The sequence below is a fragment of the Neptunomonas concharum genome (genome assembly GCF_008630635.1).
GTDB classification, from domain to species: domain Bacteria; phylum Pseudomonadota; class Gammaproteobacteria; order Pseudomonadales; family Balneatricaceae; genus Neptunomonas; species Neptunomonas concharum.
Genome location: NZ_CP043869.1, coordinates 827,009 through 850,644 on the forward strand (window position 1 = coordinate 827,009; position 23,636 = coordinate 850,644).

The window sequence follows — 23,636 nt, forward strand, 5'->3', positions numbered from 1 at the left end:
GCCCCGACTATTCGGGGCTTTTTACATTGCTATACTTGTAACTCACCGTGGTAAAGCGTATAATGCCGCGCTCTTTTGAGAAAATACTATTAACCTCCTTGCTTTCGGCAATGCTCAGACGTTAAGTGCTGAGTGGTACGATACTCACTGTATGACCGAAGGCTACAACCCGTAAGGAGCTACAATGCGTCATTACGAAATCGTGTTCATGGTTCACCCGAACCAGAGCGAGCAAGTACCTGCAATGGTAGAGCGTTATACCAATGCAATCGAAGGTGCTAACGGTAAAATCCACCGTCTGGAAGATTGGGGCCGTCGTCAACTGGCTTACCCAATTAACAACGCACACAAAGCACACTACGTCCTAATGAACATTGAGTGCGCCCAGGAAACTCTGGACGAACTGGAAAATATGTTCCGTTATAACGACGCAGTACTGCGCAACTTGATGATTCGTCGTAAAGAAGCAGTGACTGAAGTGTCTCCAATTAAAGCAGCTGAAGCACGTGAAGAGCGTAAGCCTCGCCGTGAAGAGCCGCGCCAGGAAGAAAAGCCTGCGGCTGAAGAAGCATCTACTGAAGAAGCTACTGCTGAGTAATTATTTAATTAGGAGATATTCCCATGGCTCGTTTTTTTCGTCGCCGCAAGTTCTGCCGTTTCTCGGCTGAAGGTGTTAAAGAGATCGATTACAAAGATCTGGATGTACTGAAAGGCTACATCACTGAAACAGGTAAAATCGTACCAAGCCGTATCACTGGTACTAAAGCGCGTTACCAGCGTCAGCTGGCTACTGCTATCAAGCGTGCACGTTACTTGGCACTGCTACCTTACACTGATAACCACCTGTAAGGTTTTGGCTGTCTTTAAGGCAGCTAATATAAAGTGATTACGGGGCTGACAGATCGTGTTTGTCGTCAGTCAGGATTAAGTACTGCAGTGTATCTGCAGAACAATAGAGGTTTACGAGATGGAAGTTATCCTGCTCGAGAAAGTTGGTAAGCTGGGTGCTTTAGGTGACAAAGTATCAGTTAAGGCTGGTTTTGGTCGTAACTACCTAGTTCCACAAGGTAAAGCTGTTCCTGCAACAGCGGTTAATGTTGCAAAATTTGAAGAACGTCGTGCAGAGCTTGAAAAAGCAGCTGCAGAGAAACTAGCTGCTGCTCAAGCGCGTGCTGAAGCATTGAATGGTTTTGTTGTTACTATCGCTTCTAAAGCGGGTGACGAAGGTAAATTGTTCGGTTCTATCGGTACTCGCGATATCGCTGAAGCGCTGGTTGCTGCTGGTCAGGAAGTTTGCAAAAGCGAAGTTCGCTTGCCTGAAGGCGCTCTGCGTCACACAGGTGAGTTTGAAGTTGCTGTTCAGTTACACGCTGAAGTAACAACATCTGTGACTGTGAGCGTTGTTGGCGAAAATTAATTCGCATAAAACGTTCACGTCTTGAAAAGCACTGCGTAGAATACTGCGCAGTGCTTTTTTACTTTTAGGGGTTAGAAAATACATGCAATTTGCTGAAATGCATGATGAGGAAGTTGAAAACGTAAAAGTTGCTCCACACTCCATTGAGGCGGAACAATCAGTCCTTGGTGGATTGATGTTGGACAACAATACGTGGGATACCGCTTCAGAAGTGGTCATTGAAGATCACTTTTATCGTCATGATCACCGTCTTATTTTCCGGGTGATGCAAAAACTGGTGAATAACCAGCAGCCTATTGATGTGGTTACACTGTCGGAGGAGTTGGACCGAACCGGTGATTTAGAAAAAGCAGGGGGGTTGGACTACCTTATAGAGCTGGCAAAAAATACCCCAAGTGCATCTAACATTCGCGCTTATTCTGAGATTGTTCGTGATCGTGCTCTTTTGCGACAGATGATTAGTGTTGCACAAGAGATCTCCGAGAATGCCTTCTATCCTGAGGGTCGTGCTTCCGATGAGATACTCAATGAAGCCGAGCAGAAAATATTCCAAATAGCTGAAAATAGACCCAACCAAGGTGGCCCTGAGCCTGTTAATCCTCTTTTGAAAAGAGCGGTCGATAGGATCGATTTTCTGTTCAATAACAGTGATCAGCTAACGGGGGTAACCACAGGGTTTGACGATCTGGATGACCGAACAGCCGGTATGCAGCCATCGGATCTGATTATCGTTGCAGCCCGTCCATCCATGGGTAAAACAACCTTTGCGATGAACTTGGTTGAGAACGCACTTATGGCTGAAGAGCGTCCTGTGCTGGTTTTTAGTTTAGAGATGCCGGCTGATCAGCTAATTTCTCGTATGTTGTCCTCTATTGGCAAAATCGACCAAACTAAAGTAAGAACAGGTCAGCTTGATGAAGAAGACTGGCCAAAACTGACCACCGCAGTCAATATGCTGCGTGATAAGCCGCTATTTATCGATGATACATCAGGCATTAGCCCTAATGAGATGAGAACCCGAGCACGGCGAATTGTTCGTGAGCATGGTGATCTGTCTATGATTATGGTGGATTATCTTCAGCTGATGCAGATTAAAACGGGTAAAAGTTCTAGCCGTGCTGAAGAGATTTCAGAAATTTCCCGCTCCTTGAAGGCGTTAGCGAAAGAGATGAATTGCCCTGTGATAGCGTTGTCTCAGCTTAACCGTAGCTTGGAGAACCGACCCAATAAGCGGCCAGTAAACTCTGATTTACGTGAATCGGGAGCGATTGAGCAGGATGCCGATGTGATCATGTTTATCTATCGAGATGAAGTGTATAACGAGGACTCGCAAGATAAAGGGATCGCAGAAATTATAATCGGTAAACAGCGTAATGGTCCGATAGGATCGATCAAATTGGCGTTTATTGGCAAATATACCCGCTTTGAAAACCTTGCCAAAGGAAGCTACGAAGATTTTGACGAATAGATAATAATAAGCCGACACTCAGTGGCCGGCTGTTAAAGATGTATAAAAAAGCGTTAGCCCGCCTCTTTTTGCATACTCGCCTGGAATGCTTCGGGTACCGGTATGACTTTACGCTGCTCGTAATCAAAAAACACGATGCCGGTTTTGGCTTGAGCAATTTCTGCTGCTGTTTTCTTATTGGTTAATAGATAATAAATATCGCAACCGTAACGGTTAAAATCTCCCACCGTTACATCGATCTTAACGGTGTCACCGTAAAAACCTTCCGATCGGTAAACAATGGCAGAGTCGGTCATGATAATACCGGCGCCTTCTACATCCAGCTCGGTGTAATGATAATAATTTAAGAAACGGATGCGAGCTTCATGCATCATTGATAAAACCGCATCGTTTCCAAGGTGGCCACCATAATTGATGTCATTTATACGTATAGGTAGCTCGGTGGTGAACGTATAATTTTCGGGCATTTCAATTTTGATACGTGCCATGGATCATCCTTCTTATGTATAGCAACGCAGAACATATTAGCAGAGGTATCTATTAATGATGAACCTCTATCGGTGCTCTATTTTTCTTCAATAATGGGATATTAAAAGTATCAGTTCTCGCCTAAGGCTAAGCTAATTGGTAGCGGTGTAGTACCCGAACCATTGCGGATGTTAGTTGCTGTAGTGTTTCATTATCCATAACGTAAGGCGGCATAATGTAAACCAGCTTGCCAAAAGAGCGTACCCAAATACCTTCATCTACAAACATTTTTTGAATCCGTACGCTCTCCACAGGCTGCTTTAGCTCAATGACACCAATACCGCCAAGGCAGCGAACCTCTTGGGTTATGTTTAACTCAGTCGCAGGTGCAAGGCCATGAATTAACTGCTTTTCAATGCGTTTTAGATTATTACGCCAGTCCGACGCTAATAATAATTTTATGCTGGTGTTAGCGACAGCACAGGCTAATGGGTTCCCCATAAAGGTGGGGCCATGCATAAAACATCCCGCGCCGCCTGCAGAAATGGTCTCTGCGATATGTCGGGTGGTTAGGGTTGCTGCCAAAGACATATAACCACCGGTTATCGCTTTGCCCAAGCAAAGGATATCTGGCTCAATATTGGCGTGGTGGCATGCAAGCATTTCACCCGTTCTGGCAAAACCTGTCGCGATTTCGTCGGCAATAAGCAGTAAGCCATATTGATCACACAGTGATCGGGCCTCTTTGAGATAGTGAGGGGAGTAGAGCCGCATCCCACCAGCCCCTTGCACAATAGGTTCTAAAATTAACGCGGCCAGTTGATGGTGATGGGTTTCTATTAACGCTCGTAATGGTGCTATATCAGCCGGGTCCCAGTCCTCATAAAAACCAGTTTCAGGTCGTGGGGCAAAAAAGTGTTGGGGTAAAACGTCGGTGAAGATCTCATGCATACCATTGACGGGGTCGCAAACCGACATGGCACCAAACGTATCCCCATGGTAGCCATTACGAATAGTGACAAGTTTGTGCTTTTCGGGTTTACCAGCAGCATGCCAATATTGGATCGCCATTTTGATGGCAACCTCAACAGCAACTGACCCGGAGTCGGCAATAAAGACTTTTTCCAGAGCGGGTGGGGTCAGATCGATGAGTTTTCGTGCTAACTCGATGGCTGGTTCATGGGTAATACCCCCAAACATTACATGTGCCATCTGATCGATCTGAGCGTGGGCCGCTGCGTTAAGTTCTGGGTGGTTATAGCCATGAATGACTGACCACCAAGAAGCCATGCCATCAATCAAGGTGCTCCCGTCCGATAAGGTGAGGTGCACGCCTTTAGCTGATGTAACGGGGTAGGCAGGAGGAGGATTGATCATAGATGAGTAAGGGTGCCAGATGTGGTCCTGATCAAACCTGATCTGTTCGGCTGTGATTTTTGTCATACAAGCTCCTCCATATAAAACGGACTCTATTAGAGCCCGTTACCAGTAAAAGCGCAATCGTTTGAGACTGTGTTGAAGTTAGTCTGGCTGGAAAACGTGGCCGCTAAAAATCGCTTTAATCGTTCGGACTAAGAGGATTGAAACTACGCCTGTGACGATGGCTAGCATGATGTAGCTGAGCATTGAAAACAGCCCAGAACCTGTGCGCAGATACATAATTTGCGACGCGATAGTAAAAGCCGCTAATGGGAATGAGTAAGCCCACCAAGACATAAAAAATTTGATACGAGAAAAACGCAAAAACTGAGTGAAAAGCAGTAGTACCAAAAATGCGCCCGTGTAAAACAGAATCCTCGCAAAGCCATCCAACACTTCATTGTTCAGCTTCATGTAGGAGATAAAGCCGACAGCTGGTGGTGCAATGAGGATAAAGAGAGTAGGTAATAGCTTTTCGGGTAAAGGGTCATGGAAAATCACACGGTTAAAGATCAGCGTTTTGAGTACAAGCCAGTAAATGATGCCAATGCTGAAGAAAAACCATGAGACTTCATAAAAACCATGCTCAACGCCGGCTATGGGTACCAAAATATTTCCCACAACCGGTATAAACCAGGCTGGCGTACTGTGGGCAATTTGGAAGTTAGGGTGGTGAATCCAACGAGTTAGCACATTAAGGGTAAAAATCAATTGTAGGGAGCTTCCAAGTACCCATAAAAATCGCGATAACTCTGAAGAAACTTCGAGTGTTGCGATGCTCATTAAGATAATACCGATAGAAAAGGCAGGGAAAAAACTCATCTTAATGGGATGGTTGAACTCAGCGATCACCTCCGTTGGGTAGCGGAATATTTTTAGCAAATAGCTCAGTACAATCGTGATAAAAACCAGTGCAGATAAGATAAGGAGTACTTGAGGAACGAGTGCAGGTAGCCCTAGGACGTGGGCTGATTTCTGCCACGCGAGGGTCAGGCCGAGTGTTCCCATGATCATAGCAAAAAACGCAACAGGCATATGCTGGAGTTTACTGCCAGCCTGCTGAGTACCTAAGGGTAGATCAGACATAGATCTCTCCGTTATTAGTTTAGAAATATCTAATATATAATATTGCTTTTATGAATTCCCGCCAAGCTAAAATATACCTAATTCGGCGACTCATGCGCGTTTTTTTAATCAACTGCTAGAATAACTACAGGATATATAACAGCTTATTTGTTTTAGGGTGCACCATGGATGTTAAAAAGAAGCGTGGTAGGTGGAGGCGTGTGGACTTAGCTCATTTCTCTGGGCTACCTCCTCTACTGTTTCGTATGATTCTTATGATGGTGTTTCTACAGTCTGGTTGGTACAAAATAGATAACTTTGCAGCGGTCTCTGATTGGTTCGAAAGTTCGCAATATGGTTTGGGCATGCTAGGGGGGAGTTATTTAGTGGGTTTGCTGGCTGGGCTGGAGCTCTTAGCGGGTGCGTGTCTTTTGGCGGGTGTAGCGACACGTGTCGCTATATTGCCGATGCTTCTAATCTTGCTGGTATCGATGTTCGCTTTTCAATGGGGTAACGGTTGGCAGTGGATAGCGGAGCCGGAGGCTTGGCTGGCGAGTGATAGGGTAAATGAGTCGGCAAAGAGGATGGCAGCAGCCCAAGCGATTCTGCAAACTTATGGGGACTATGACTGGCTGGTAGAAAAGGGGCACTTAGTGATTCTCAATAATGGTATCGAACAAAGTGTGATCTATATTTCGATGCTCCTGAGCTTGGCGTTTACCGGTGGTGGGCGTTATGTGAGTTTTGATTATTGGTTTAAGCGTTACTGGGAAGATCGCTAGTCTTCGCATTCCTCAACAGCCAGCACGTGAATGGCTTCTTTATCGTCAATTGACCAGCGAATATTGTAATCATGCAAACGAATACCATACTCCCGCTCGGCTGAACGTTGATACGCAGGTCTTGGGTCACACCGTAAAATTTCTATAATCTGTTTTATTAAAGCAAGACCTGATCGCTTTTCTACCTGCTCACAGAATCTCAGTGATTCTGGCGTAAATTTTACTGGGAGTGACAGTGGATCGTATCCTTGAGCATAATGACAGTGGGCATCGGGTAGGCTATCTGAATAGGGTATATAAGGCTTTATATCCAGAACAGGCGTCTGGTCTAATAAATCAGCTCCGCTGACCGTCAAAATCACTTTGCCGCTATCCGTCTCAATTTTTTCCAGCTTAACAGCCGAGAGGCCAATAGGATTAGGGCGAAAAGGAGAGCGGGTAGCTAATACTCCCATTCTCTGGTTTCCACCAAAGCGAGGGGGGCGAACGGTAGGACTCCAGCCTTTATCCACACAGGCGCTAAAGATAAATATAAGCCAAATGTGAGAACAGCCTTCTAGCCCCCGTACGACTTCCTCCTGAGAGTACTCCGAGAGTAACTCAATGGTTGATACCATTGATGTGGCTAGGCCGGGTTGTCGAGGGATTCCGAACTTCTCTTTGTAGCCATTATGGATAATACCAATAGGTTCAAAATTCATAGGCAAAGACCATCAGCTCAAGGCATCAAAAAGGAGCTTAATACCCATTAAAAAAAGCAAAGCATAACAGATTTGATAAAACCATTGATCACTGATTCGATGATGTAACTTAACGCCGATTAAAACCCCTATGGGTGCCAATATGGCAAGAGCTACTGCAGTGGATAAAGTTTCTGTGTTGAATTGACCAAGCCAAGTATATGGCACGAGCTTCATAAAATTAATACTGGCGAAAAAAACGATACTGGTAGCGGCATACTCTTGCTTGGGAAGCTTGAGTGGTAAAAGGTAAGTATTGAGAGGTGCGCCGCCTGCGTGGACGCCAAAGCTAGTGAAACCAGCGATGGTGCCCCAAAAAGACCCTCGTAACCTAGAGGGCTTTTTGGGTGCTCTGTTTTTTGGTTTAAGCCAATAGTTCAGTGCAAAAGCAACGGCGATTGTTCCTACGATTAAGCGAATATGATCAGCTGTAAAGTATTTGAACGTAAGCGCTCCTATGACGATACCCACCGCTGCCGCCGGTAATAACGTGGTTAGACTATGACGGTGGCTTTTTCCCCGAAAGCTCCATAATCCGACTACGTCCATCAAGCATAAAATAGGTAGTAGGATGGCAGCAGCGGTCTGTGGCGCGATAACTAGGGCCATCATAGGTACCCCGAGAAGCCCTAATCCACCGCCAAAGCCTCCCTTCGATATGGCCGTGATAAGTACCGCCGGGATAGCAACGGCGTAAAACAGGGGATCAGTAATCATTGGGGATTAGCTTGTGACGCTTGAACTTCAGCTTTAATTTTAGGTTCAATTAGAGGAGCGTTTCTATGCTGCATAGGCAGTATGCTACTCCAATAAGTAGACGCTTTTTCCGCTTGCTCTGCTAAACGTCGGAGGTGGCTGATTGCATCTAACAAGAGGACACTCTCTTCTGGCGCTAATTTACCTGTAGAGGCTGAATTCAAAATATCGTTTTTTATCTGCTGATAGTCATGTTCCAATTTTTTAAGCAAAACTCGAGCGGGCTCACTGTCAGTATCCCCCTCTTTTATAATACGGCTGACATTGAGCAGTTCGCTGATATCTTTTTTGAACAGGTACACACTGCGCTGCACGCCGTTATCATCGATATTATCAAGGGCGTTTTGATAGTCGACTAAGCGGGAAGATAGACGTGCCACTTCATTCAAATAGCGAGCAACCCGAAGAGATGATGGCAATATGTTAGAAATTTCAGTATCGAGGTTTTGTTGCGCTACTTTCTGATTAAAGGCTGCAATTTGCGATACCAAAGAACTCACACTATTAAGATCTCGCTCCATTTGCGGTGGGTTGGTTCCCTCTTCGCTGATGGCAGCAAGCGCCATGCCGGTACTCAAACGACTGACTCTTCCTAACTCTTGAGCGATCGCTTCGACAGCTAAATAGGGTGTTGAGAGGATATTTTTATCCAGATAACGGGGTTTGCTGATGTTCTCTTCCTGAGTTTGAAAGCGCTTCTCAAGGAAGGTAACCATCGGTGTTGTTAGCGGCCACATGATCGCAACCCCTAAAAGATTGAAGAATGTATGGAACAACGCCAGCAGTGTGACCATGCTGATACTGCTGGCGTTCAATTGATCTATTTGCGAAGAAAAAATTAACAGCAACGCATACCCCACACAGCCAGTGACTAAATTAAAGATCACATGGGCGGATGCGATGCGTTTGGCATTCGATGTTGCGCCCAATACCGCCAGCATTGCCGTGGTAGTGGTACCTAAATTGGCCCCAATAACTAATGAGGCGGCGGCTGTCATTGTTATAGAACCTGTGGCTGCCAACGATAGCGTAATAGCCATTGAAGCCGAAGAGGACTGCATCAAAAAGGTTAAGACAAAACCGGCCAGCAAAAATAAGAGGGTACTAAAAGGCAGGTCAGTGAACGCCGCTAAATTGATAGTGGCTTCTAACCCTTCGAAGCTCTCTTTTAAAAAGTCTAGCCCAATAAAGAAAACACCAAAACCAGCTAAAGCAAAGCCGATCTGCTTCAATTTTTCGCGAGGAGAAACGAGATTTAAAAGCATGCCTATGGCGATGATCGGTAAAGCGAATGCGCTGATCTTTATCTTAAAACCAATCAGGGCAACCAGCCAGCTAGTCATGGTGGTGCCGATATTGCAGCCATATATTACAGCCACGGATTGAGAAGTCGACAGCAAACCCGCATTGACAAAGCCGATGGTGGCAACCGTGACGGCACTAGATGATTGGACGATAGCCGTGATCAGGGTTCCTGAAAGTAAACCGCGTATTCGGCTTTCTGTCGCAGCATGTAAAGCGCGTTTTAGGGATTTGCCTGCTGCTTGTCTTAGCCCTTGAGTCATCAAGTGCATGCCAAGTAAGAAAAGGCCGATTCCTCCAGCAAGGCTACCCAGTAACGATATATCCAAGGACTTACCCTCATTCGCGCGTACGATAATAAGAGAATAATAGTATCAAACGCTTACAAGCGCTATTAACGTATATCCATGGGCGTTATCGTTCGGCAGGTGTTCTGGCGATAACCCAATTATCGACTCGCTGAACCCCGCACTCAAGCAGGACGCGGCTGATTTCATGGAAAGTGGCGCCAGTCGTCATGATGTCATCTACGATCGCCACATGTGAGTAAGGCTCGCCTTTATAACTGAACGCTCCCGCAAGATTGGTATGGCGTTGGCGAGCGGATAATGCTGCCTGATGGGGTGTACGCCTAACCTTAATCAACTGATTAATCAGGACAGGAATGCCCAATTGTTTGCCTAAAAAGCGAGCAATTAGTGTGGGGGGATTAAACCCTCTAGCGAAAAGTCGCCCAGCATGAGAGGGAACAGGAATAAGCACATCAGGCCATGCCTGAGGTTTGGATAATAACTCTTCTAATAGCGCTTCACAAAGCCAGTTCAGATGGTGAAGTTCGTGTCTCTGTTTTATAGCCGGTAAAAGACTATTAATGGGAAAACGATAATGAAATACGGCTTGTGTTGAAGAGAAAGCGGGTGGTGATTTAATGCAACGGCCGCAGATAGTTTGAGGGCTTGTAGCGTTAAGTGGCAGTGCGCAACGATAACAGCGTCTCTCTAGCTTCGGTAACTCTATCTGGCACGCTTGGCATATAAAGCCAGAACAGAGGCTATCGCATAGATAGCATGGTTGTTTATTTATTGATCTATTGTTTTGTTTTGTGTGAATCATAAGTTGACAGTTCCTTCTGTCGAATTATCATAGTGCTTTCAATCAGCTTGCCTGCGTTGTAGCAGAGTATCAAAAGAGAGTGAATATAATGAGCGAAAAAGCAACCATCCGCCACGACTGGACAGTTGAAGAGGTGCAGGCTCTGTTTGATCTGCCATTTAATGACTTGCTTTTTAAGGCTCAGACGGTTCATCGTCAGTACTTCAACCCTAATGAAGTGCAGGTAAGTACCTTGCTGTCGATCAAAACCGGCGCTTGTCCTGAAGACTGCAAATATTGCCCACAAAGTGGCCATTACAACACAGGGCTTGAAAAAGAACGGCTTCTGCAGGTTGAAACGGTTATTGAAAAAGCTCGACAAGCGAAGGCCAGTGGCTCGACACGTTTCTGCATGGGCGCGGCCTGGAAGCATCCTGCTGATAAAGATATGCCCTATGTCGTTGAGATGGTCAAACAAGTGAAAGCGTTGGGTTTGGAAACCTGTATGACACTGGGTATGTTGGATGAAGGCAAAGCCAATCAATTAGCCGATGCGGGTTTAGATTACTACAACCATAATTTAGACACTTCCCCGGAGTTTTACGACAAAATTATCACCACGCGTACTTATCAGGACCGCTTAGATACACTTCAGCATGTGCGAGACTCTGGTATGAAGATCTGTAGTGGCGGCATTTTAGGCATGGGTGAAACGGCTACAGATCGCATCGGCTTATTGCGTCAGTTAGCAAATCTGCCTGTTCAGCCTGAGAGTGTACCGATTAATATGCTGGTAAAAGTGAAGGGCACTCCGTTAGAAAATGTAGAGGATCTCGATCATCTTGACTTCATCCGTACGATTGCAGTTGCACGTATCATGATGCCTGCGTCGCACGTTCGTTTGTCAGCGGGCCGTGAGAGTATGAGCGATGAGATGCAAGCGATGACATTCTTTGCAGGGGCTAACTCAATTTTCTATGGTGAGTGTCTGTTGACAACACCTAACCCTGAAACCCATAAAGACCTACAGCTATTTAAGCGTTTGGGTATCAACCCTGAACAGCGTATTTCTGTTGATGATACTGTCCAGGAAGCGGCAATCATGAAAGACCTGCAAAGTCAGCAGGATCAGGGCATTTTCTACGAAGCGTAATGGATATAAGGCAGAGCTATTACGCTGCCATATAAACGATCAGCCCACGTACCTTCCCTTCTAAACATAGGTCTATCCATGTCGTTTGATCAATTAGCATCTGAACTGGTGAGCCGTAAGCGGGCTGACCTTTATCGAGAGCGTCGGGTACTTGAGAGCCCTCAGCAGCCGGAGGTTGTGGTAGACGGTAAAGCCTATCTCGCTTTCTGTTCGAATGATTATTTAGGTCTAGCGAATCATCCAGACCTTATTCGTGCATTCCAGCAAGCCGCTGATGAATATGGCGTGGGGGGAGGGGCATCGCATTTAGTCAGTGGTCATAGCTTCCACCATCATGCGTTAGAAGAGGAGCTGGCGGATTTTACGGGACGCCCACGCGCTTTGCTGTTTTCTAACGGTTATATGGCCAATATGGGAACCGTCAATGCTTTAGTGGGCAAACAAGATGCTGTGTTTGAGGATCGCCTAAATCATGCGTCATTATTGGATGCGGGTCTCCTAAGCGGTGCTCGTTTCCAGCGTTACCTACATAATAGTCCCGAGAGTCTTGCGCAGAAACTGGAAAAAACAGAAGCTCGACGTAAGCTCGTCGTTACAGATGGCGTCTTCAGTATGGATGGCGATGTAGCGGATATGCCAGCTATCTGCCATACGGCGAAGGTGAACGATGCCTGGGTGATGGTAGATGATGCTCATGGTTTTGGGTGCATCGGAGCAACGGGAGCTGGAGTAGCGGAACACTATGGTCTGTCGGTGGATGATCTGCCCGTATTAATGGGTACATTGGGGAAGGCGTTTGGGACCTCCGGCGCTTTTGTTGCGGGCAGTGAGACATTGATCGAGACACTCATCCAACAAGCGCGTACCTATATCTATACGACCAGTATGCCGCCTGCCGTTGCAGCGGCCACCCGAGCCAGCTTGAAGTTAGTGATTGCTGAACAATGGCGTAGAGAGTTACTAAAATCGCTTATCCAGCGCTTTCGCGATGGCTGTCAGCAACTGGGCCTCACGTTGATGGATTCCCCCACACCCATTCAACCGATTCTCATTGGTGATTCTGCCAAAGCGATGACAATGAGTGCTGCCCTTCGGGAGCAAGGTATTTTTATTACAGCGATTCGGCCACCCACTGTTCCTCAAGGTAGCGCTCGTTTGCGAGTCACGCTCAGCGCGGCGCATTCCGAGGCGCAGGTTGATCGTTTATTGGATGCGTTGGAGCGAGTGAAATAGTGAAAGTCTGGTTCGAACAGCACGGTGATTCCTCTTTGCCTGACGTAGTACTACTGCATGGCTGGGGTATGAACTCGCATATCTGGGAGAGCTTGCTGCCAGAACTCACTCAGTACTTTTTTGTAACCGTTATTGATATACCGGGCCTAGGGCAATCCGTTGATGTTGCAGACCCTATGGATTTAAAAAGCATCACTCAGCGTATTGCGGAGGTCGTCACTGCCCCTGCTATTTGGATAGGCTGGTCATTAGGCGGCGTTATAGCAGCATTAATAGCGCAAACCTACCCTGAAAAAGTCACTCATCTTGTCACGGTGGCGTCTAATCCTTGTTTTGTGCAAAGAGATGGTTGGTCTCTGGGTATGGCGACGACAACCTACACTGAGTTTAAGTCCCTGATAAAGGCTCAGGGCAGTAAAGCACTTACACGATTTTGCTTACTTCAAGTGCAAGGTGATACCTATTCAAAACCAATTTTAAAGCGACTAAAACAGATTTTGTCAGGATCTGAACCAACCGCGTTACTCGAAACCTTGGTGCTGTTAGAAGAGGATCATCGATCAACGCTTCAGGAGATTAATGTGCCTGCGTTGCATGTCTTGGGTAAAGAGGATGTGTTAGTACCGGCTTCTCTTGCCGGTTGGCTCCAATCTAACTGCCCAGTCCAACGGGTGTGTATGGTCGAACATGCGGGCCATCTGCCTTTTTTATCCAACCCAGACCAATTTATGGATGAGTTGCTGGACTTTGCAGGTGCGAAATCTAGCCATGAATAAGCTGATTAACAAACAGCAGGTCGCTGAATCCTTCAGTAAGGCTGCCACAACGTACGATAGTGTAGCTGCTTTACAACGAGACATAGGAAAAGCACTCCTACAACGTATCCCTATGTGTAGCCCGTTAAAAGTGATGGATTTGGGGTGTGGGACGGGATATTTTACCGACAAGCTCAGCCAGCGGTTTGCCAATGCCACGTTAACAGGGTTAGACATAGCGCCCGGAATGCTAGCTTATGCCCGAGCACATCGAGGTTTGACCGATGTAAGCTGGGTTTGTGCTGATGCAGAGCAGCTACCTGCTCATCTAGAAAACTATGATCTCATCTTCTCTAGTTTGGCTATACAGTGGTGTGAAGATATTACGGCGCTATTTGCATCGATTCATCGTGCTCTAGCCAATAATGGTGTCGCCTTTATTGCGACGTTGGGGCCGGATACCCTCAAAGAGTTGCGCCGGGCTTGGTCGGAGGTAGATGATTACCAACACGTTAATCGCTTCCTGCCTGCTGAAACACTTTTGCAGGCCTTACCTCAGGGTTTGGAAGCTGAGCATGTTTCAACTGAAATAAAAGTCCTGCATTACCAACAACTCAAGGAGCTCACTCAAGAGCTAAAAGGGTTGGGGGCACATAATATGAATGCGGGTCGGGCAAAAGGGCTCACGGGGCCAGCCAGAGTTAAAGCGTTCCGTTCCGCCTATGAAAAGCAGCGGCTACCTCAGGGGACGCTACCTGCAACGTATGAAGTCTATTATTTAAAGCTTAGGAAAACCCATGGCTAAAAAGCAGTTTTTTGTTGCAGGCACAGATACGGATGCAGGTAAAACGATTGTTACCGCTGGGCTGTTAGAGAAGGCAAATCAGCAAGGGCTAAAAACCATTGCTTTAAAACCGGTAGCAGCCGGATGTGAACCAACGGAAAATGGCCTTCGCAATAGCGATGCACTGTTATTGCAGCAAACGGCTAGTGTCCCGATTAGTTATGATGAGGTGAATCCGTTTGCATTGGAGCCACCTATTGCGCCGCATATTGCAGCGGCCCAGATAGATAAGCGATTATCGGCAGATCGTATAGCCGCTTTTTGCCGAGGTGCGATGTTTTATCCTGCTGATTTTCTATTGATTGAAGGTGCAGGAGGCTGGAGGGTACCTTTAAATAACCAAGAAACCTATGCCAATGTGCCAAAAATACTGGATATGCCTGTGATTTTGGTTATCGGTATGAAGTTAGGTTGTATCAACCATGCGCTTTTAACGGCTGAGGCGATCAAGCGTGATGGATTACAGATAGCGGGCTGGGTAGCGAATTTGGTTGACCCTGAAATGGCGTGCTATGAAGAAAACTTAGCGACGTTAAAAGGAGCTTTTCAGGTTCCTTTGCTTGGTGTGGTTCCTTTTTTATCGGATGTGTCTCCCGCATCTGTAGCAGAATTCCTGAAGATTGACGCTTTAGTTGAATAAATTGCATTGTATAAAATTTATACAGACTGCTATTTCTGTCCTATAATAGAGTCAGGTTTGAAATGTAAACTCAATAGCAGGTCAGAAGCATGAATATTTCAGGTGCACTCCAAACAGGGCTGATTGGCTTAAATCGAACATTAGATAATACACAGAAAGTCGCAGGGGATCAGGTGGGTAATGGTAAACCTGAAGCGCCTGAGCTGGCTTCCGGACGAGGTGCTAATGTTGCATTACAAGAGAGTACCGTGAATCCGGCAACTGAAGCGGCAACTACTAAGGTAGTGACGGATGCCAGCGAAGTGCTCGGAACCAATATCGACACGCGAGCTTGATATAGGTCGACCACCGAAGGGTGGTCTGAGGGTATTAGAGTGATTATTAGCAATTACTCATCACTACAGACGCGTTCAACGCTAGATAGCTCATCGGCAGCTAGGCCTGTAGACGCTACTCGAAAGGCAGATCTCGATGCTTCGACTTCCCCTGTAGCTAGCCAATTGAATTCAGATGGTCAGTCAAAAAATGATGCCTCTCTGAGGTCTTCCGTAGTATCTGAGTCTAGCCTTGTGAGTAACGATGCGAGTGAAAAGCAGCGCCTGCAAGAGGAGCAGCTGATCACCCGACAATTAGCTGAGCGTGATCGGGAAGTTAAGAATCACGAGCGGATTCATGCCTCTGTCGGTGGCGTACACGCATCAGCTCCCTCATTTTCTTATGAACGAGGTCCTGACGGTCAGCTCTATGCGGTTGATGGTGAGGTACGGATTGACACCTCTCCCGTCCCTGATGATCCGCAAGCAACGTTAGAGAAGGCCGAAACTATCATACGTGCTGCTTTATCTGTACCAGAGCCTTCTACTCAGGATAGAAGGGTTGCTGCGGATGCACGTGCAATGGCTGCTGAGGCGAGAGCAGAAATAGCCAAGGCTGAGCAGGCGAAGCAACAAGAGGAAGGCTCGCAAACGACAATAGAGGAAGAAACTGAGGAAACAAAAGAACGTACAAATCAAGATGACACTACCGATAAAAAGTCACCTTTTGAATTAAGTGCTGAAAAACATGAAGCAGACAAAGCTGCTACGCAAAGCCTGCAAGCTTTTAACGACCGCCTTAATGAGATTCAGAAAACCCTGCGTAAGATCAATTTGAAGTTGGTAGAGGCGGGTGCCTTTGAAAAGTTGTTTCCTGAAGGTTCGATCATCGATAAAAACGTCTGAAAAAAACTCTCACTTCTTAGGCTTGTTAAGCCTTCGCTACACCTCGACACTCACGAGGAGTCATTTGGAACCTTTGTTTAAAGCGCCGATTAAAATGGCTTTGGTCAAAGAAACCATTCTCTAATGCAATGCTCTGCAAATCTAAATCGTCCTTTGTTATCTGTTGATACGCTCGTTGTAAGCGCTGCTCGGTAACATATTGATGGGGGCTGACGCCAAAGCTATGTTTAAACATCCGAGCAAAGTGGTAGCTGCTTAAATCGGCTTGCTCCGCAAGATCACTAATAGTGATCGGGGAGGAGGGATGGGCGTGGATATAAGCGATTAGACGCTTTTGTATTGTAGGAGATAAGCCGCCACGATTGGTAGGTAGCGAGGGCAATCCTGCATAGTTTGATATCAGGTGTGTAAGCAAAATGTCGGCTGCACTACTTAAAAATAGGCTGTCGTTTTGCTCATTGCGCTGAAGAGGGCGAATAAGCTGCTGACAAAAAGTCGCTATCCACGGATCTTGGGAAAATGTTAGATCTGGCAGATTGCTGCAAAAGCTTTTATCAAAGACGCTTTCGCTAATACGTTGTAACTGAGCATCATCGAAATAGAGATGAATGAAGCGTAGCTCGCCGCCAACCTCCCAATAGGATTGATGCTGTGCAGGCATCAGGCAGATTCTTCCAGGCGCTCCTCCGGTTTTCCTCTGTGATCCATCGACTCTAACTGTGTCGTATCCCCCACCTATATAACAACTAAGCGTGTGATGATAGGGCGCATGATAGCTGGTGTTATCCTCTTTGTTTGACCATATCGCCATACCTAACCCTTCGGATAATGGGCGTTGGTGCTCCAATGTTGCTTTTGAGGAGCTTAGGCGCTGAAAAACATCGAGTTTTTCTAAGAGGGTTGGGGTCATAGGATTTCGGGTTACCATGTCTAGATCTTTATGAATCATAGTTGAAACCCTGAAAGTGTGCATCTAGCAGCCATTTAAAAAACCGCAAGAATGTACAAAAACCGCAAAGGTAGACAAGTAATGACTCACCTTTCTTAAGAGAATCACTGCTATGGATTTACTTAAGGAGCCTCTATGTTCAATTTTGTTCTTTACGCAGCCACCGTTTTAATTTGGGGCACAACCTGGATCGCAATCAAGATGCAACTAGGCAATGCACCGATCGAAATGTCCATCCTGCTTCGCTTCGTATTAGCCGGTTGTGTCTTGTTTGTTATGCTCACGTTGGTGCGTAAGCTACAAAAGTTAAGCTTACAAGATCACCTGTTTTGTATAGCACAGGGAGCCTGCCTTTTTTGCTTTAATTTTTACGCGTTTTACACGGCTACAGGCTTTATAAGTAGCGGCTTAACCGCTGTTGTTTTCTCATTGGCGACGGTTTTTAATAGTGTTAACGGGTGGGTTTGGTACAAAAAAAGGCCGACACGCCGCGTTGTCATAGGCGGATTATTAGGTGGGTGCGGTGTCGCACTTATGTTCTGGCCTGAGCTGCAACTCAATCAGTTTGATCGTTCACTGTTAATTGGTGTTGGATTGGCAACATTGGGAACCTTCCTGTTCTCATCAGGCAATATGATTTCAGTCAGACATCAAAATAAAGGGCTAAGGCCGCCAACCACCAATGCATGGAGTATGTTGTATGGTGTGCTGATTATGCTGGCGATTATTCAAGCCCAGAATATCCCCTTTGTATTAGATACACGCCCGATCTATTTGGCTTCATTAATCTACTTGGCGATTCCAGGTACCGTGATTGCGTTTACAACCTATCTGCTGCTGGTGGGAAGGATCGGGGCGGAGCAAGCTGCATATACCACGGTACTGTTTCCAGTGGTGGCGTTAACCGTATCGACCTTTGTGGAGGATTATCATTGGACGTTAGCCACGGTGATTGGTTTTACCTTGGTGCTGTTGGGTAATTTAACTATCTTTGCAAAGCGTCCAAACTTTGATCGTTTACTGAGGTTGCAAAAAATTTAGCACCAGTTTTGTGAAGATGCTTGGTTTTTCGGCGTGAGGCCAGTGCCCTGCGCCTTCAATGAGTTTATAGGTTGCCAAAGGGAAAAGACCCAAGATCAGCTCTCTGTGGTCAGGTAAAATATAATCAGAGTTAGCACCTTTAATAAACAGTGTTTCACCGGTAAAAGGGACCCCATGAGGCGCTTGGCTTAAGTTAGCGTATGTCTGCGCAAGCGTGGGAAGGTTCATGCGCCAGTTAAAGATCTTATGTTCATCACGGTATAGATTCTTCAGTAAGAAGGCGCGTACAGAGGGGTCGCTAACCTGCTCTGCTAATGTGTGATCAGCTTCAGTGCGTGATTTAATGTGGTTAAGGTCGATGGAAAAAAGTCCCTTAAAAACGTCATCATGGTGGGCTTGATAAACCACAGGTGATATATCAACAATAATCAGCTTACGAAGGCGTTCTGGGTGGTTCAGAGCAATTTGCATCGCGACTTTACCTCCCATCGAGTGCCCCATGATATTCACATCTGTCAGGCTTAGGTCATCGAGTAATTCGATGACATCATTCGCCATGGCATTGTAATCCATGACATCCGTATGAGGACTGCGGCCATGATTTCTTAAGTCAACGGCGATAACCTGATAGGACTCTGCCAAGGTTTTAATCTGGGAGCCCCAGTTTTCTAAGGTGCCGAATAAGCCGTGGAGAATGATGAGCGGGGATCCGCTGCCATATATCTGATGATGTAATTTCATGATTGTACTCGTATATTGAAACGGGCCGAATGAAACGGCCCGCAAGACAGAGCGAATTACAGGATATCCAGCAACTCTACATCAAAGACCAGTGTTGAATAAGGAGGAATGCCGCCTGGTGAACCCTGAGCACCGTAAGCCAGTTGGTAGGGAATAGTCAGGCGCCATTTGGCACCTTTGTTCATCAGCTGCAACGCTTCTGTCCAGCCAGCAATGACGCCGCCCACAGGAAACTCAGCCGGTTGACCACGATCATAAGAGCTATCGAAGACTTTACCGTCAATAAAGGTGCCATGGTAGTGAGTGCGCACTTTTGATGAAGCGCTTGGCTTTTCGCTATCGGCATCGCCGGCTTCAATGATTTCGTATTGTAGGCCTGATTCCAGTACCACAACCCCTTCGCGTTTTGCGTTCTCTGCAAGGAACGCCTCGCCTTGAGCGCCAGCAGCTTTTGCTTCAGCTTCACGTGCTTCTTGGATGCGGCGGTTGATTTCATTGAAAGCTGCTTGAATATCAGCAACAGGCACGGCTAGTTCTTTCCCTAAATAAGAGTCAGATAGGCCTGCGGCCACAGCATCTAAGTCGATACCGTCGAACCCGTTTTGCGCTAACTGATCGCCCATCTGGCGGCCAATACCATAACTTGCGTGTTGCTCTAGTGTTTCAAATTTCTTTTCAGACATTGGATCTTATACCCTGTAGATTGAATGCGAATGCTAGCACAATGCTAAGGCTTTTTCTCTTCAATGAATAATAGAGGATCCACACGCGTGTTGTTTAAGCTCACCCCCCAATGAAGGTGAGGCCCCGTGACTCTACCGGTTTTTCCGATCTTGCCAAGTAGCTCGCCTTGTTTTAGCTGATCCCCCAGTTTTACATCGATATCGCTCATATGGCAGTACATAGTGGTTAGCCCATGACCATGATCGAGTATGACGGTCTTACCATTGAAAAAGTAATCACCAACGGCGGAGACGACACCATCCGCCGCCGCAATGATAGGTGCGCCAAGTGGTGCGGCAATATCTAAACCGCTATGAGGGTTGCGTGGTTTCTTATTGAAAAAACGCTTAAGCCCAAACGGGCTGCTAAAAGGCCCATCTGCGGGAAGGATGAAATTCGTTACCATTTTGTTGGGTTCTTGCCAGTTTTTGAAAGCGCTTGCCATCTCTACGCTCTCTTTACGCCAACGGGCAACTTGCTCAGGATCAGGGTCAACGTGCTTCTTATTCTTTACCGTCAGATATTGGGCTTTGTACTCTTTGCCTTCAATTTGGAAAGGGAACTCTTTCCCATTGGCAACCATGAGTTGCGGTTCTCCTGAATCAGCCTTGAGTGGGATACCGACAACCGCTAACCACTTTGCCGTACCTGCAAAACGGGTATCCTCAGTAGGGACAACCATTACGCGGTGACTTTTATACCAAGCATTAGGCAGACGGTCAGCATCAATACCTTGTAAGGGGATCAGGGCTACACCACCGGGTGTCCTAGATTCTTCGGGTAAGGCAAGCGCTTGTGCACTAAAAAATAGAGATGCAACTATAAGCAGGTGTCTAACTTTAAACATCATATATCTCAGGTTGAATGGTTTCTACACGGCTAGTCATACTGCCATGGCGCAAGCGGGTGGTCACTGATTCCCCAGCTTTCAGATCGCTGGCATCTGTAATCACTTGCTGCTGCGCATTGCTCACGATGGCATAGCCACGTTCTAACGTTGAAAGCGGATTAACAGCATTTAGGCGCACGACTTTCTCTCTTAATACTTGAGACTGTCGCTCTGTGACTTTGCGTATTGCGCCATGCAGGCGTTCATCTAATCTGACCGCTTGTTTTTGCTTCTGTTCAAAAAGCTGTTGCGGGTGGTATCGCAATAGCTTTTGCTGAGCTATTTCATGGCGGTGTTTCAGCGCAATGACATGCTTTTGTAGGGCTTGGTACAGGCGTTGCTGGCTATGGTTGAGCTGTCGAGCTTGCTCCTTTAAGCGCTCGCCGGGATGGCGTAGCTGTTTTCTTAGGTGAGTTAAGCGTGTGGCTCGGTGCTCAATAGCTGCACATACCAGTTGCTCTAAGCGCCGTTGGAGTCTATCAAGCTGTAGAGCCAGCTGCTCCTGATCAGGGCTAATTAACTCTGCAGCCGCGGACGGGGTAGGTGCGCGTAAATCTGCAACTAAGTCTACTATGGTAAAATCAACCTCATGCCCGACGGCACTGATAATGGGAGTTGGGCAGTGATAGATTGCCCTTGCCAAAGCCTCATTATTGAAAGGCCAGAGATCTTCCAGTGAGCCGCCACCGCGCCCGATAATGATTAAATCAGCTTGATCGTGTTTTAGTGCAAGATTTAGGGCAGATAGTAATTGTCTAGGAGCATCTTCACCCTGAACGGCAGAGGGGTAAAGTGTCACCTTAAGGCCAGGAAAACGCCGTTTTAGAACGGTCAGCACGTCATGGATAGCCGCCCCGGTAGGTGATGTAATAATACCTAAATGTTTGGGGTGCTTAGGAATGGGCTTTTTCTGACTAAGCTGAAACAAGCCTTCAGCATCTAACTTCGCTTTTAGCTGTTCAAAGGCTTGTTGTAGCTGTCCTTCGCCGTCGGCTTCTAGCATCTCGCCGATCAGTTGAAAATCGCCTCGCCCTTCGTACAGGCTGACCTTCGCTGTCAGTATGACTTGGTCCCCCTCTTTAGGAGAGAAGCGGACGTGTAGGTTGCGGTTGCGAAACATAGCACACCGTACCTGGGCTTTCTGGTCTTTGAGTGTAAAGTACCAGTGCCCTGATGATGGTCTCGATATATTAGAGAGTTCTCCCTGAACGCGAACCTGTAGAAAGGAGGATTCAAGTAACGAACGTGCTTGGGCGTTTAGTTCCGAGACACTAAGGGCATGGCGCTTGTTTAGCTGTGTTTGATTCATACGAGCATCTTAATCGATGATGTTTGTGCTCGTCACCTTTAAGTGGATTATTCACACGCTTAGGTTTAAATGTGATTGTTCGGCATGGGTGAAATCTGTATAATTGATCGTTTAAATTTTCCACAGATACGGGTTGTTTAGACAATGTTGCGAATCGTTGAAGAAGCGTTGACTTTTGATGATGTTTTGCTGGTGCCGGGGTATTCAGAGGTACTGCCAAAAGAGGTCTCTTTGCAGACACAGCTCACCAAAGGTATTTCGCTGAACATACCTTTGGTTTCTGCAGCAATGGATACAGTGACGGAGTCTCGCTTGGCTATTGCGATGGCGCAGGAAGGTGGCATTGGTATTATCCACAAAAACCTGACGCTGGATGAGCAGGCAGAAGAAGTACGCAAAGTTAAGAAATATGAGGCGGGTGTTGTCAGCGACCCTATCACATGTAGCTCTGATATGTCGGTGGGTGAACTGCGTCAAATGGCTGCAAAACTAGGTTTTTCTGGTTTCCCAGTGATTGATAATGGCGAGCTGGTAGGTATTGTTACCAGCCGCGATATGCGCTTTGAAAATTACCTAGATGCAACAGTCGCTTCTATCATGACGCCCAAAGAGCGTCTGGTCACTGTTGAAGAAGGTGTCGATAAAGATAAAGTTCGCAACTTGTTGCGTAAGCATCGTATCGAGAAAATTTTAGTTGTTGATGATGCCTTCCGTTTGAAAGGCATGATGACAGTTAAAGATATGTACAAAGCCGAGGCGTTCCCGCATGCAGCAAAAGACAGCAAAGGTCGTTTAATTGTTGGGGCTGCTGTAGGTACTGGGCCTGAAACGCCAGATCGTGTCAAAGCTCTGGTTGAGGCAGGTGTTGATGTTATCATCGTCGATACCGCTCATGGCCATTCTAAAGGCGTTATTGATCGCGTTAAGTGGGTTAAAGACACGTACCCGCAAGTGCAGGTGATTGGTGGAAACATCGCCACCGCTGAAGCGGCCTTAGCTCTGGCAGATGCCGGTGCTGACGGTGTAAAAGTCGGTATTGGTCCAGGTTCAATTTGTACAACACGTATAGTCTCAGGTATTGGTGTTCCTCAGATTTCAGCTGTTGCAAACGTGGCTGAAGCATTAAAAGATCGTGGCGTTCCTTTAATTGCAGATGGCGGTATCCGTTTCTCTGGAGATATCGCTAAAGCAATTGCAGCTGGTGCATCTGCTGTCATGGTGGGTTCTATGTTAGCTGGTACGGATGAAGCGCCAGGTGAAGTTGAGTTGTACCAAGGGCGAGCGTATAAATCTTATCGTGGTATGGGATCGATCGGTGCGATGGCGCAGAGCAGCGGCTCGTCGGATCGCTATTTCCAAGATGCCTCTGCTGGTGCTGAAAAGCTTGTACCGGAAGGGATCGAAGGGCGTGTTGCTTGTAAAGGGCCAATGGTCGGTGTTGTTCATCAACTGATGGGTGGCGTAAGAGCGTCCATGGGTTATACAGGCAGCCCAGATATTCAGACTATGCGCACCGTACCTAAGTTTGTACGGATCACGAATGCGGGTATGAATGAAAGCCACGTACACGATGTCAGTATTACCAAAGAGGCGCCAAACTACCGCGTTGGCTAATCTCGTTTTATTCATC

General features: G+C 46.7%; 26 protein-coding genes. 14 read left to right on the plus strand and 12 right to left on the minus strand.

The window, feature by feature from the left end:
• Positions 1-184: 184 nt before the first annotated feature.
• From rpsF to dnaB, 4 genes are all read left to right on the plus strand, one after another.
• On the plus strand, positions 185-598 hold the full coding sequence (rpsF, locus tag F0U83_RS03885) for a 30S ribosomal protein S6 (protein WP_138986617.1): 414 nt from the start codon (positions 185-187) through the stop codon (positions 596-598).
• A 23-nt stretch (positions 599-621) separates the two neighbouring features.
• Entirely contained in the window at positions 622-849 is a 228-nt protein-coding gene (gene rpsR / locus F0U83_RS03890; protein WP_138986618.1) for a 30S ribosomal protein S18, read from the plus strand.
• A gap of 118 nt (positions 850-967) precedes the next feature.
• Entirely contained in the window at positions 968-1,417 is a 450-nt protein-coding gene (gene rplI / locus F0U83_RS03895) for a 50S ribosomal protein L9 (protein ID WP_138986619.1), read from the plus strand.
• An 82-nt stretch (positions 1,418-1,499) separates the two neighbouring features.
• Complete coding sequence (gene dnaB, locus F0U83_RS03900) at positions 1,500-2,885, plus strand: replicative DNA helicase (RefSeq protein ID WP_138986620.1); 1,386 nt, start codon at positions 1,500-1,502, stop codon at positions 2,883-2,885.
• A gap of 53 nt (positions 2,886-2,938) precedes the next feature.
• On the opposite strand, the gene F0U83_RS03905 is transcribed toward dnaB, so the two are convergent.
• The 3 genes from F0U83_RS03905 to F0U83_RS03915 all read right to left on the minus strand — a co-directional run bounded on the left by F0U83_RS03905 (position 2,939) and on the right by F0U83_RS03915 (position 5,858).
• Entirely contained in the window at positions 2,939-3,373 is a 435-nt protein-coding gene (locus tag F0U83_RS03905; RefSeq protein WP_138986621.1) for an acyl-CoA thioesterase, read from the minus strand.
• 127 nt (positions 3,374-3,500) lie between these two features.
• Positions 3,501-4,796, minus strand: a complete 1,296-nt coding sequence (bioA, locus tag F0U83_RS03910) for an adenosylmethionine--8-amino-7-oxononanoate transaminase (RefSeq protein WP_138986622.1) — start codon at positions 4,794-4,796, stop codon at positions 3,501-3,503.
• A 78-nt stretch (positions 4,797-4,874) separates the two neighbouring features.
• On the minus strand, positions 4,875-5,858 hold the full coding sequence (locus tag F0U83_RS03915; protein WP_138986623.1) for an SLAC1 anion channel family protein: 984 nt from the start codon (positions 5,856-5,858) through the stop codon (positions 4,875-4,877).
• Between the two features lie 164 nt (positions 5,859-6,022).
• Here F0U83_RS03915 and F0U83_RS03920 point away from each other — a divergent pair, with 164 nt between their 5' ends.
• Positions 6,023-6,619 (plus strand): HvfX family Cu-binding RiPP maturation protein, encoded by a 597-nt coding sequence (locus F0U83_RS03920; protein WP_138986624.1) that lies wholly within the window; start codon positions 6,023-6,025, stop codon positions 6,617-6,619.
• Here the strand turns inward: F0U83_RS03920 and tsaA are convergent.
• The 4 genes from tsaA to F0U83_RS03940 all read right to left on the minus strand — a co-directional run bounded on the left by tsaA (position 6,616) and on the right by F0U83_RS03940 (position 10,530).
• Positions 6,616-7,320 (minus strand): tRNA (N6-threonylcarbamoyladenosine(37)-N6)-methyltransferase TrmO, encoded by a 705-nt coding sequence (gene tsaA, locus F0U83_RS03925; protein WP_138986625.1) that lies wholly within the window; start codon positions 7,318-7,320, stop codon positions 6,616-6,618. The genes F0U83_RS03920 and tsaA overlap by 4 nt on opposite strands.
• Before the next feature lie 12 nt (positions 7,321-7,332).
• Positions 7,333-8,076 (minus strand): sulfite exporter TauE/SafE family protein, encoded by a 744-nt coding sequence (locus F0U83_RS03930; RefSeq protein WP_138986626.1) that lies wholly within the window; start codon positions 8,074-8,076, stop codon positions 7,333-7,335.
• On the minus strand, positions 8,073-9,746 hold the full coding sequence (locus F0U83_RS03935) for a Na/Pi cotransporter family protein (RefSeq protein ID WP_138986627.1): 1,674 nt from the start codon (positions 9,744-9,746) through the stop codon (positions 8,073-8,075). Before F0U83_RS03935 ends, F0U83_RS03930 begins: the two co-directional genes overlap by 4 nt.
• A gap of 85 nt (positions 9,747-9,831) precedes the next feature.
• A complete protein-coding gene (locus tag F0U83_RS03940; RefSeq protein ID WP_138986628.1) occupies positions 9,832-10,530 on the minus strand; it encodes a ComF family protein in 699 nt (232 codons plus the stop codon).
• 88 nt (positions 10,531-10,618) lie between these two features.
• Between F0U83_RS03940 and bioB the strand changes: the two genes are divergently transcribed.
• The 7 genes from bioB (at position 10,619) to F0U83_RS03975 (ending at position 16,354) form a co-directional block, all read left to right on the plus strand.
• Positions 10,619-11,662, plus strand: a complete 1,044-nt coding sequence (bioB, locus tag F0U83_RS03945; RefSeq protein WP_138986629.1) for a biotin synthase BioB — start codon at positions 10,619-10,621, stop codon at positions 11,660-11,662.
• Between the two features lie 78 nt (positions 11,663-11,740).
• Positions 11,741-12,895, plus strand: a complete 1,155-nt coding sequence (bioF, locus tag F0U83_RS03950) for an 8-amino-7-oxononanoate synthase (RefSeq protein ID WP_138986630.1) — start codon at positions 11,741-11,743, stop codon at positions 12,893-12,895.
• On the plus strand, positions 12,895-13,671 hold the full coding sequence (bioH, locus tag F0U83_RS03955; protein WP_138986631.1) for a pimeloyl-ACP methyl ester esterase BioH: 777 nt from the start codon (positions 12,895-12,897) through the stop codon (positions 13,669-13,671). Before bioF ends, bioH begins: the two co-directional genes overlap by 1 nt.
• Entirely contained in the window at positions 13,664-14,455 is a 792-nt protein-coding gene (gene bioC / locus F0U83_RS03960) for a malonyl-ACP O-methyltransferase BioC (RefSeq protein WP_138986632.1), read from the plus strand. The genes bioH and bioC overlap by 8 nt, the downstream gene beginning before the upstream one ends.
• Positions 14,448-15,134, plus strand: a complete 687-nt coding sequence (gene bioD, locus F0U83_RS03965) for a dethiobiotin synthase (RefSeq protein WP_138986633.1) — start codon at positions 14,448-14,450, stop codon at positions 15,132-15,134. Before bioC ends, bioD begins: the two co-directional genes overlap by 8 nt.
• 89 nt (positions 15,135-15,223) lie before the next feature.
• Complete coding sequence (locus F0U83_RS03970) at positions 15,224-15,469, plus strand: hypothetical protein (protein WP_138986634.1); 246 nt, start codon at positions 15,224-15,226, stop codon at positions 15,467-15,469.
• A gap of 39 nt (positions 15,470-15,508) precedes the next feature.
• Positions 15,509-16,354, plus strand: coding sequence for a putative metalloprotease CJM1_0395 family protein (locus F0U83_RS03975; protein ID WP_170221724.1), 846 nt, complete (start codon positions 15,509-15,511; stop codon positions 16,352-16,354).
• A 25-nt stretch (positions 16,355-16,379) separates the two neighbouring features.
• Here F0U83_RS03975 and F0U83_RS03980 read toward each other — a convergent pair whose 3' ends face one another.
• Positions 16,380-17,303, minus strand: a complete 924-nt coding sequence (locus F0U83_RS03980; RefSeq protein ID WP_170221726.1) for a helix-turn-helix transcriptional regulator — start codon at positions 17,301-17,303, stop codon at positions 16,380-16,382.
• A gap of 135 nt (positions 17,304-17,438) precedes the next feature.
• Here F0U83_RS03980 and F0U83_RS03985 point away from each other — a divergent pair, with 135 nt between their 5' ends.
• On the plus strand, positions 17,439-18,344 hold the full coding sequence (locus F0U83_RS03985; RefSeq protein ID WP_138986637.1) for a DMT family transporter: 906 nt from the start codon (positions 17,439-17,441) through the stop codon (positions 18,342-18,344).
• Here F0U83_RS03985 and F0U83_RS03990 read toward each other — a convergent pair.
• Genes F0U83_RS03990 through xseA form a run of 4 tightly spaced genes read right to left on the minus strand, consistent with a single transcriptional unit; the run spans position 18,321 to position 22,006 of the window.
• Positions 18,321-19,085, minus strand: coding sequence for an alpha/beta fold hydrolase (locus tag F0U83_RS03990; RefSeq protein ID WP_138986638.1), 765 nt, complete (start codon positions 19,083-19,085; stop codon positions 18,321-18,323). The genes F0U83_RS03985 and F0U83_RS03990 overlap by 24 nt on opposite strands.
• Before the next feature lie 56 nt (positions 19,086-19,141).
• Positions 19,142-19,768, minus strand: a complete 627-nt coding sequence (locus F0U83_RS03995) for a BamJ family beta-barrel-assembly machinery protein (protein WP_138986639.1) — start codon at positions 19,766-19,768, stop codon at positions 19,142-19,144.
• A 44-nt stretch (positions 19,769-19,812) separates the two neighbouring features.
• Positions 19,813-20,655, minus strand: coding sequence for a M23 family metallopeptidase (locus F0U83_RS04000; protein ID WP_246077638.1), 843 nt, complete (start codon positions 20,653-20,655; stop codon positions 19,813-19,815).
• Entirely contained in the window at positions 20,648-22,006 is a 1,359-nt protein-coding gene (xseA, locus tag F0U83_RS04005; protein WP_138986640.1) for an exodeoxyribonuclease VII large subunit, read from the minus strand. The genes F0U83_RS04000 and xseA overlap by 8 nt, the downstream gene beginning before the upstream one ends.
• 144 nt (positions 22,007-22,150) lie before the next feature.
• Here xseA and guaB point away from each other — a divergent pair, with 144 nt between their 5' ends.
• Positions 22,151-23,620 carry an IMP dehydrogenase gene (gene guaB / locus F0U83_RS04010; protein WP_138986641.1) on the plus strand — a complete coding sequence of 490 codons (1,470 nt, stop codon included), beginning with the start codon at positions 22,151-22,153 and terminating at the stop codon, positions 23,618-23,620.
• Positions 23,621-23,636 lie beyond the last annotated feature (16 nt).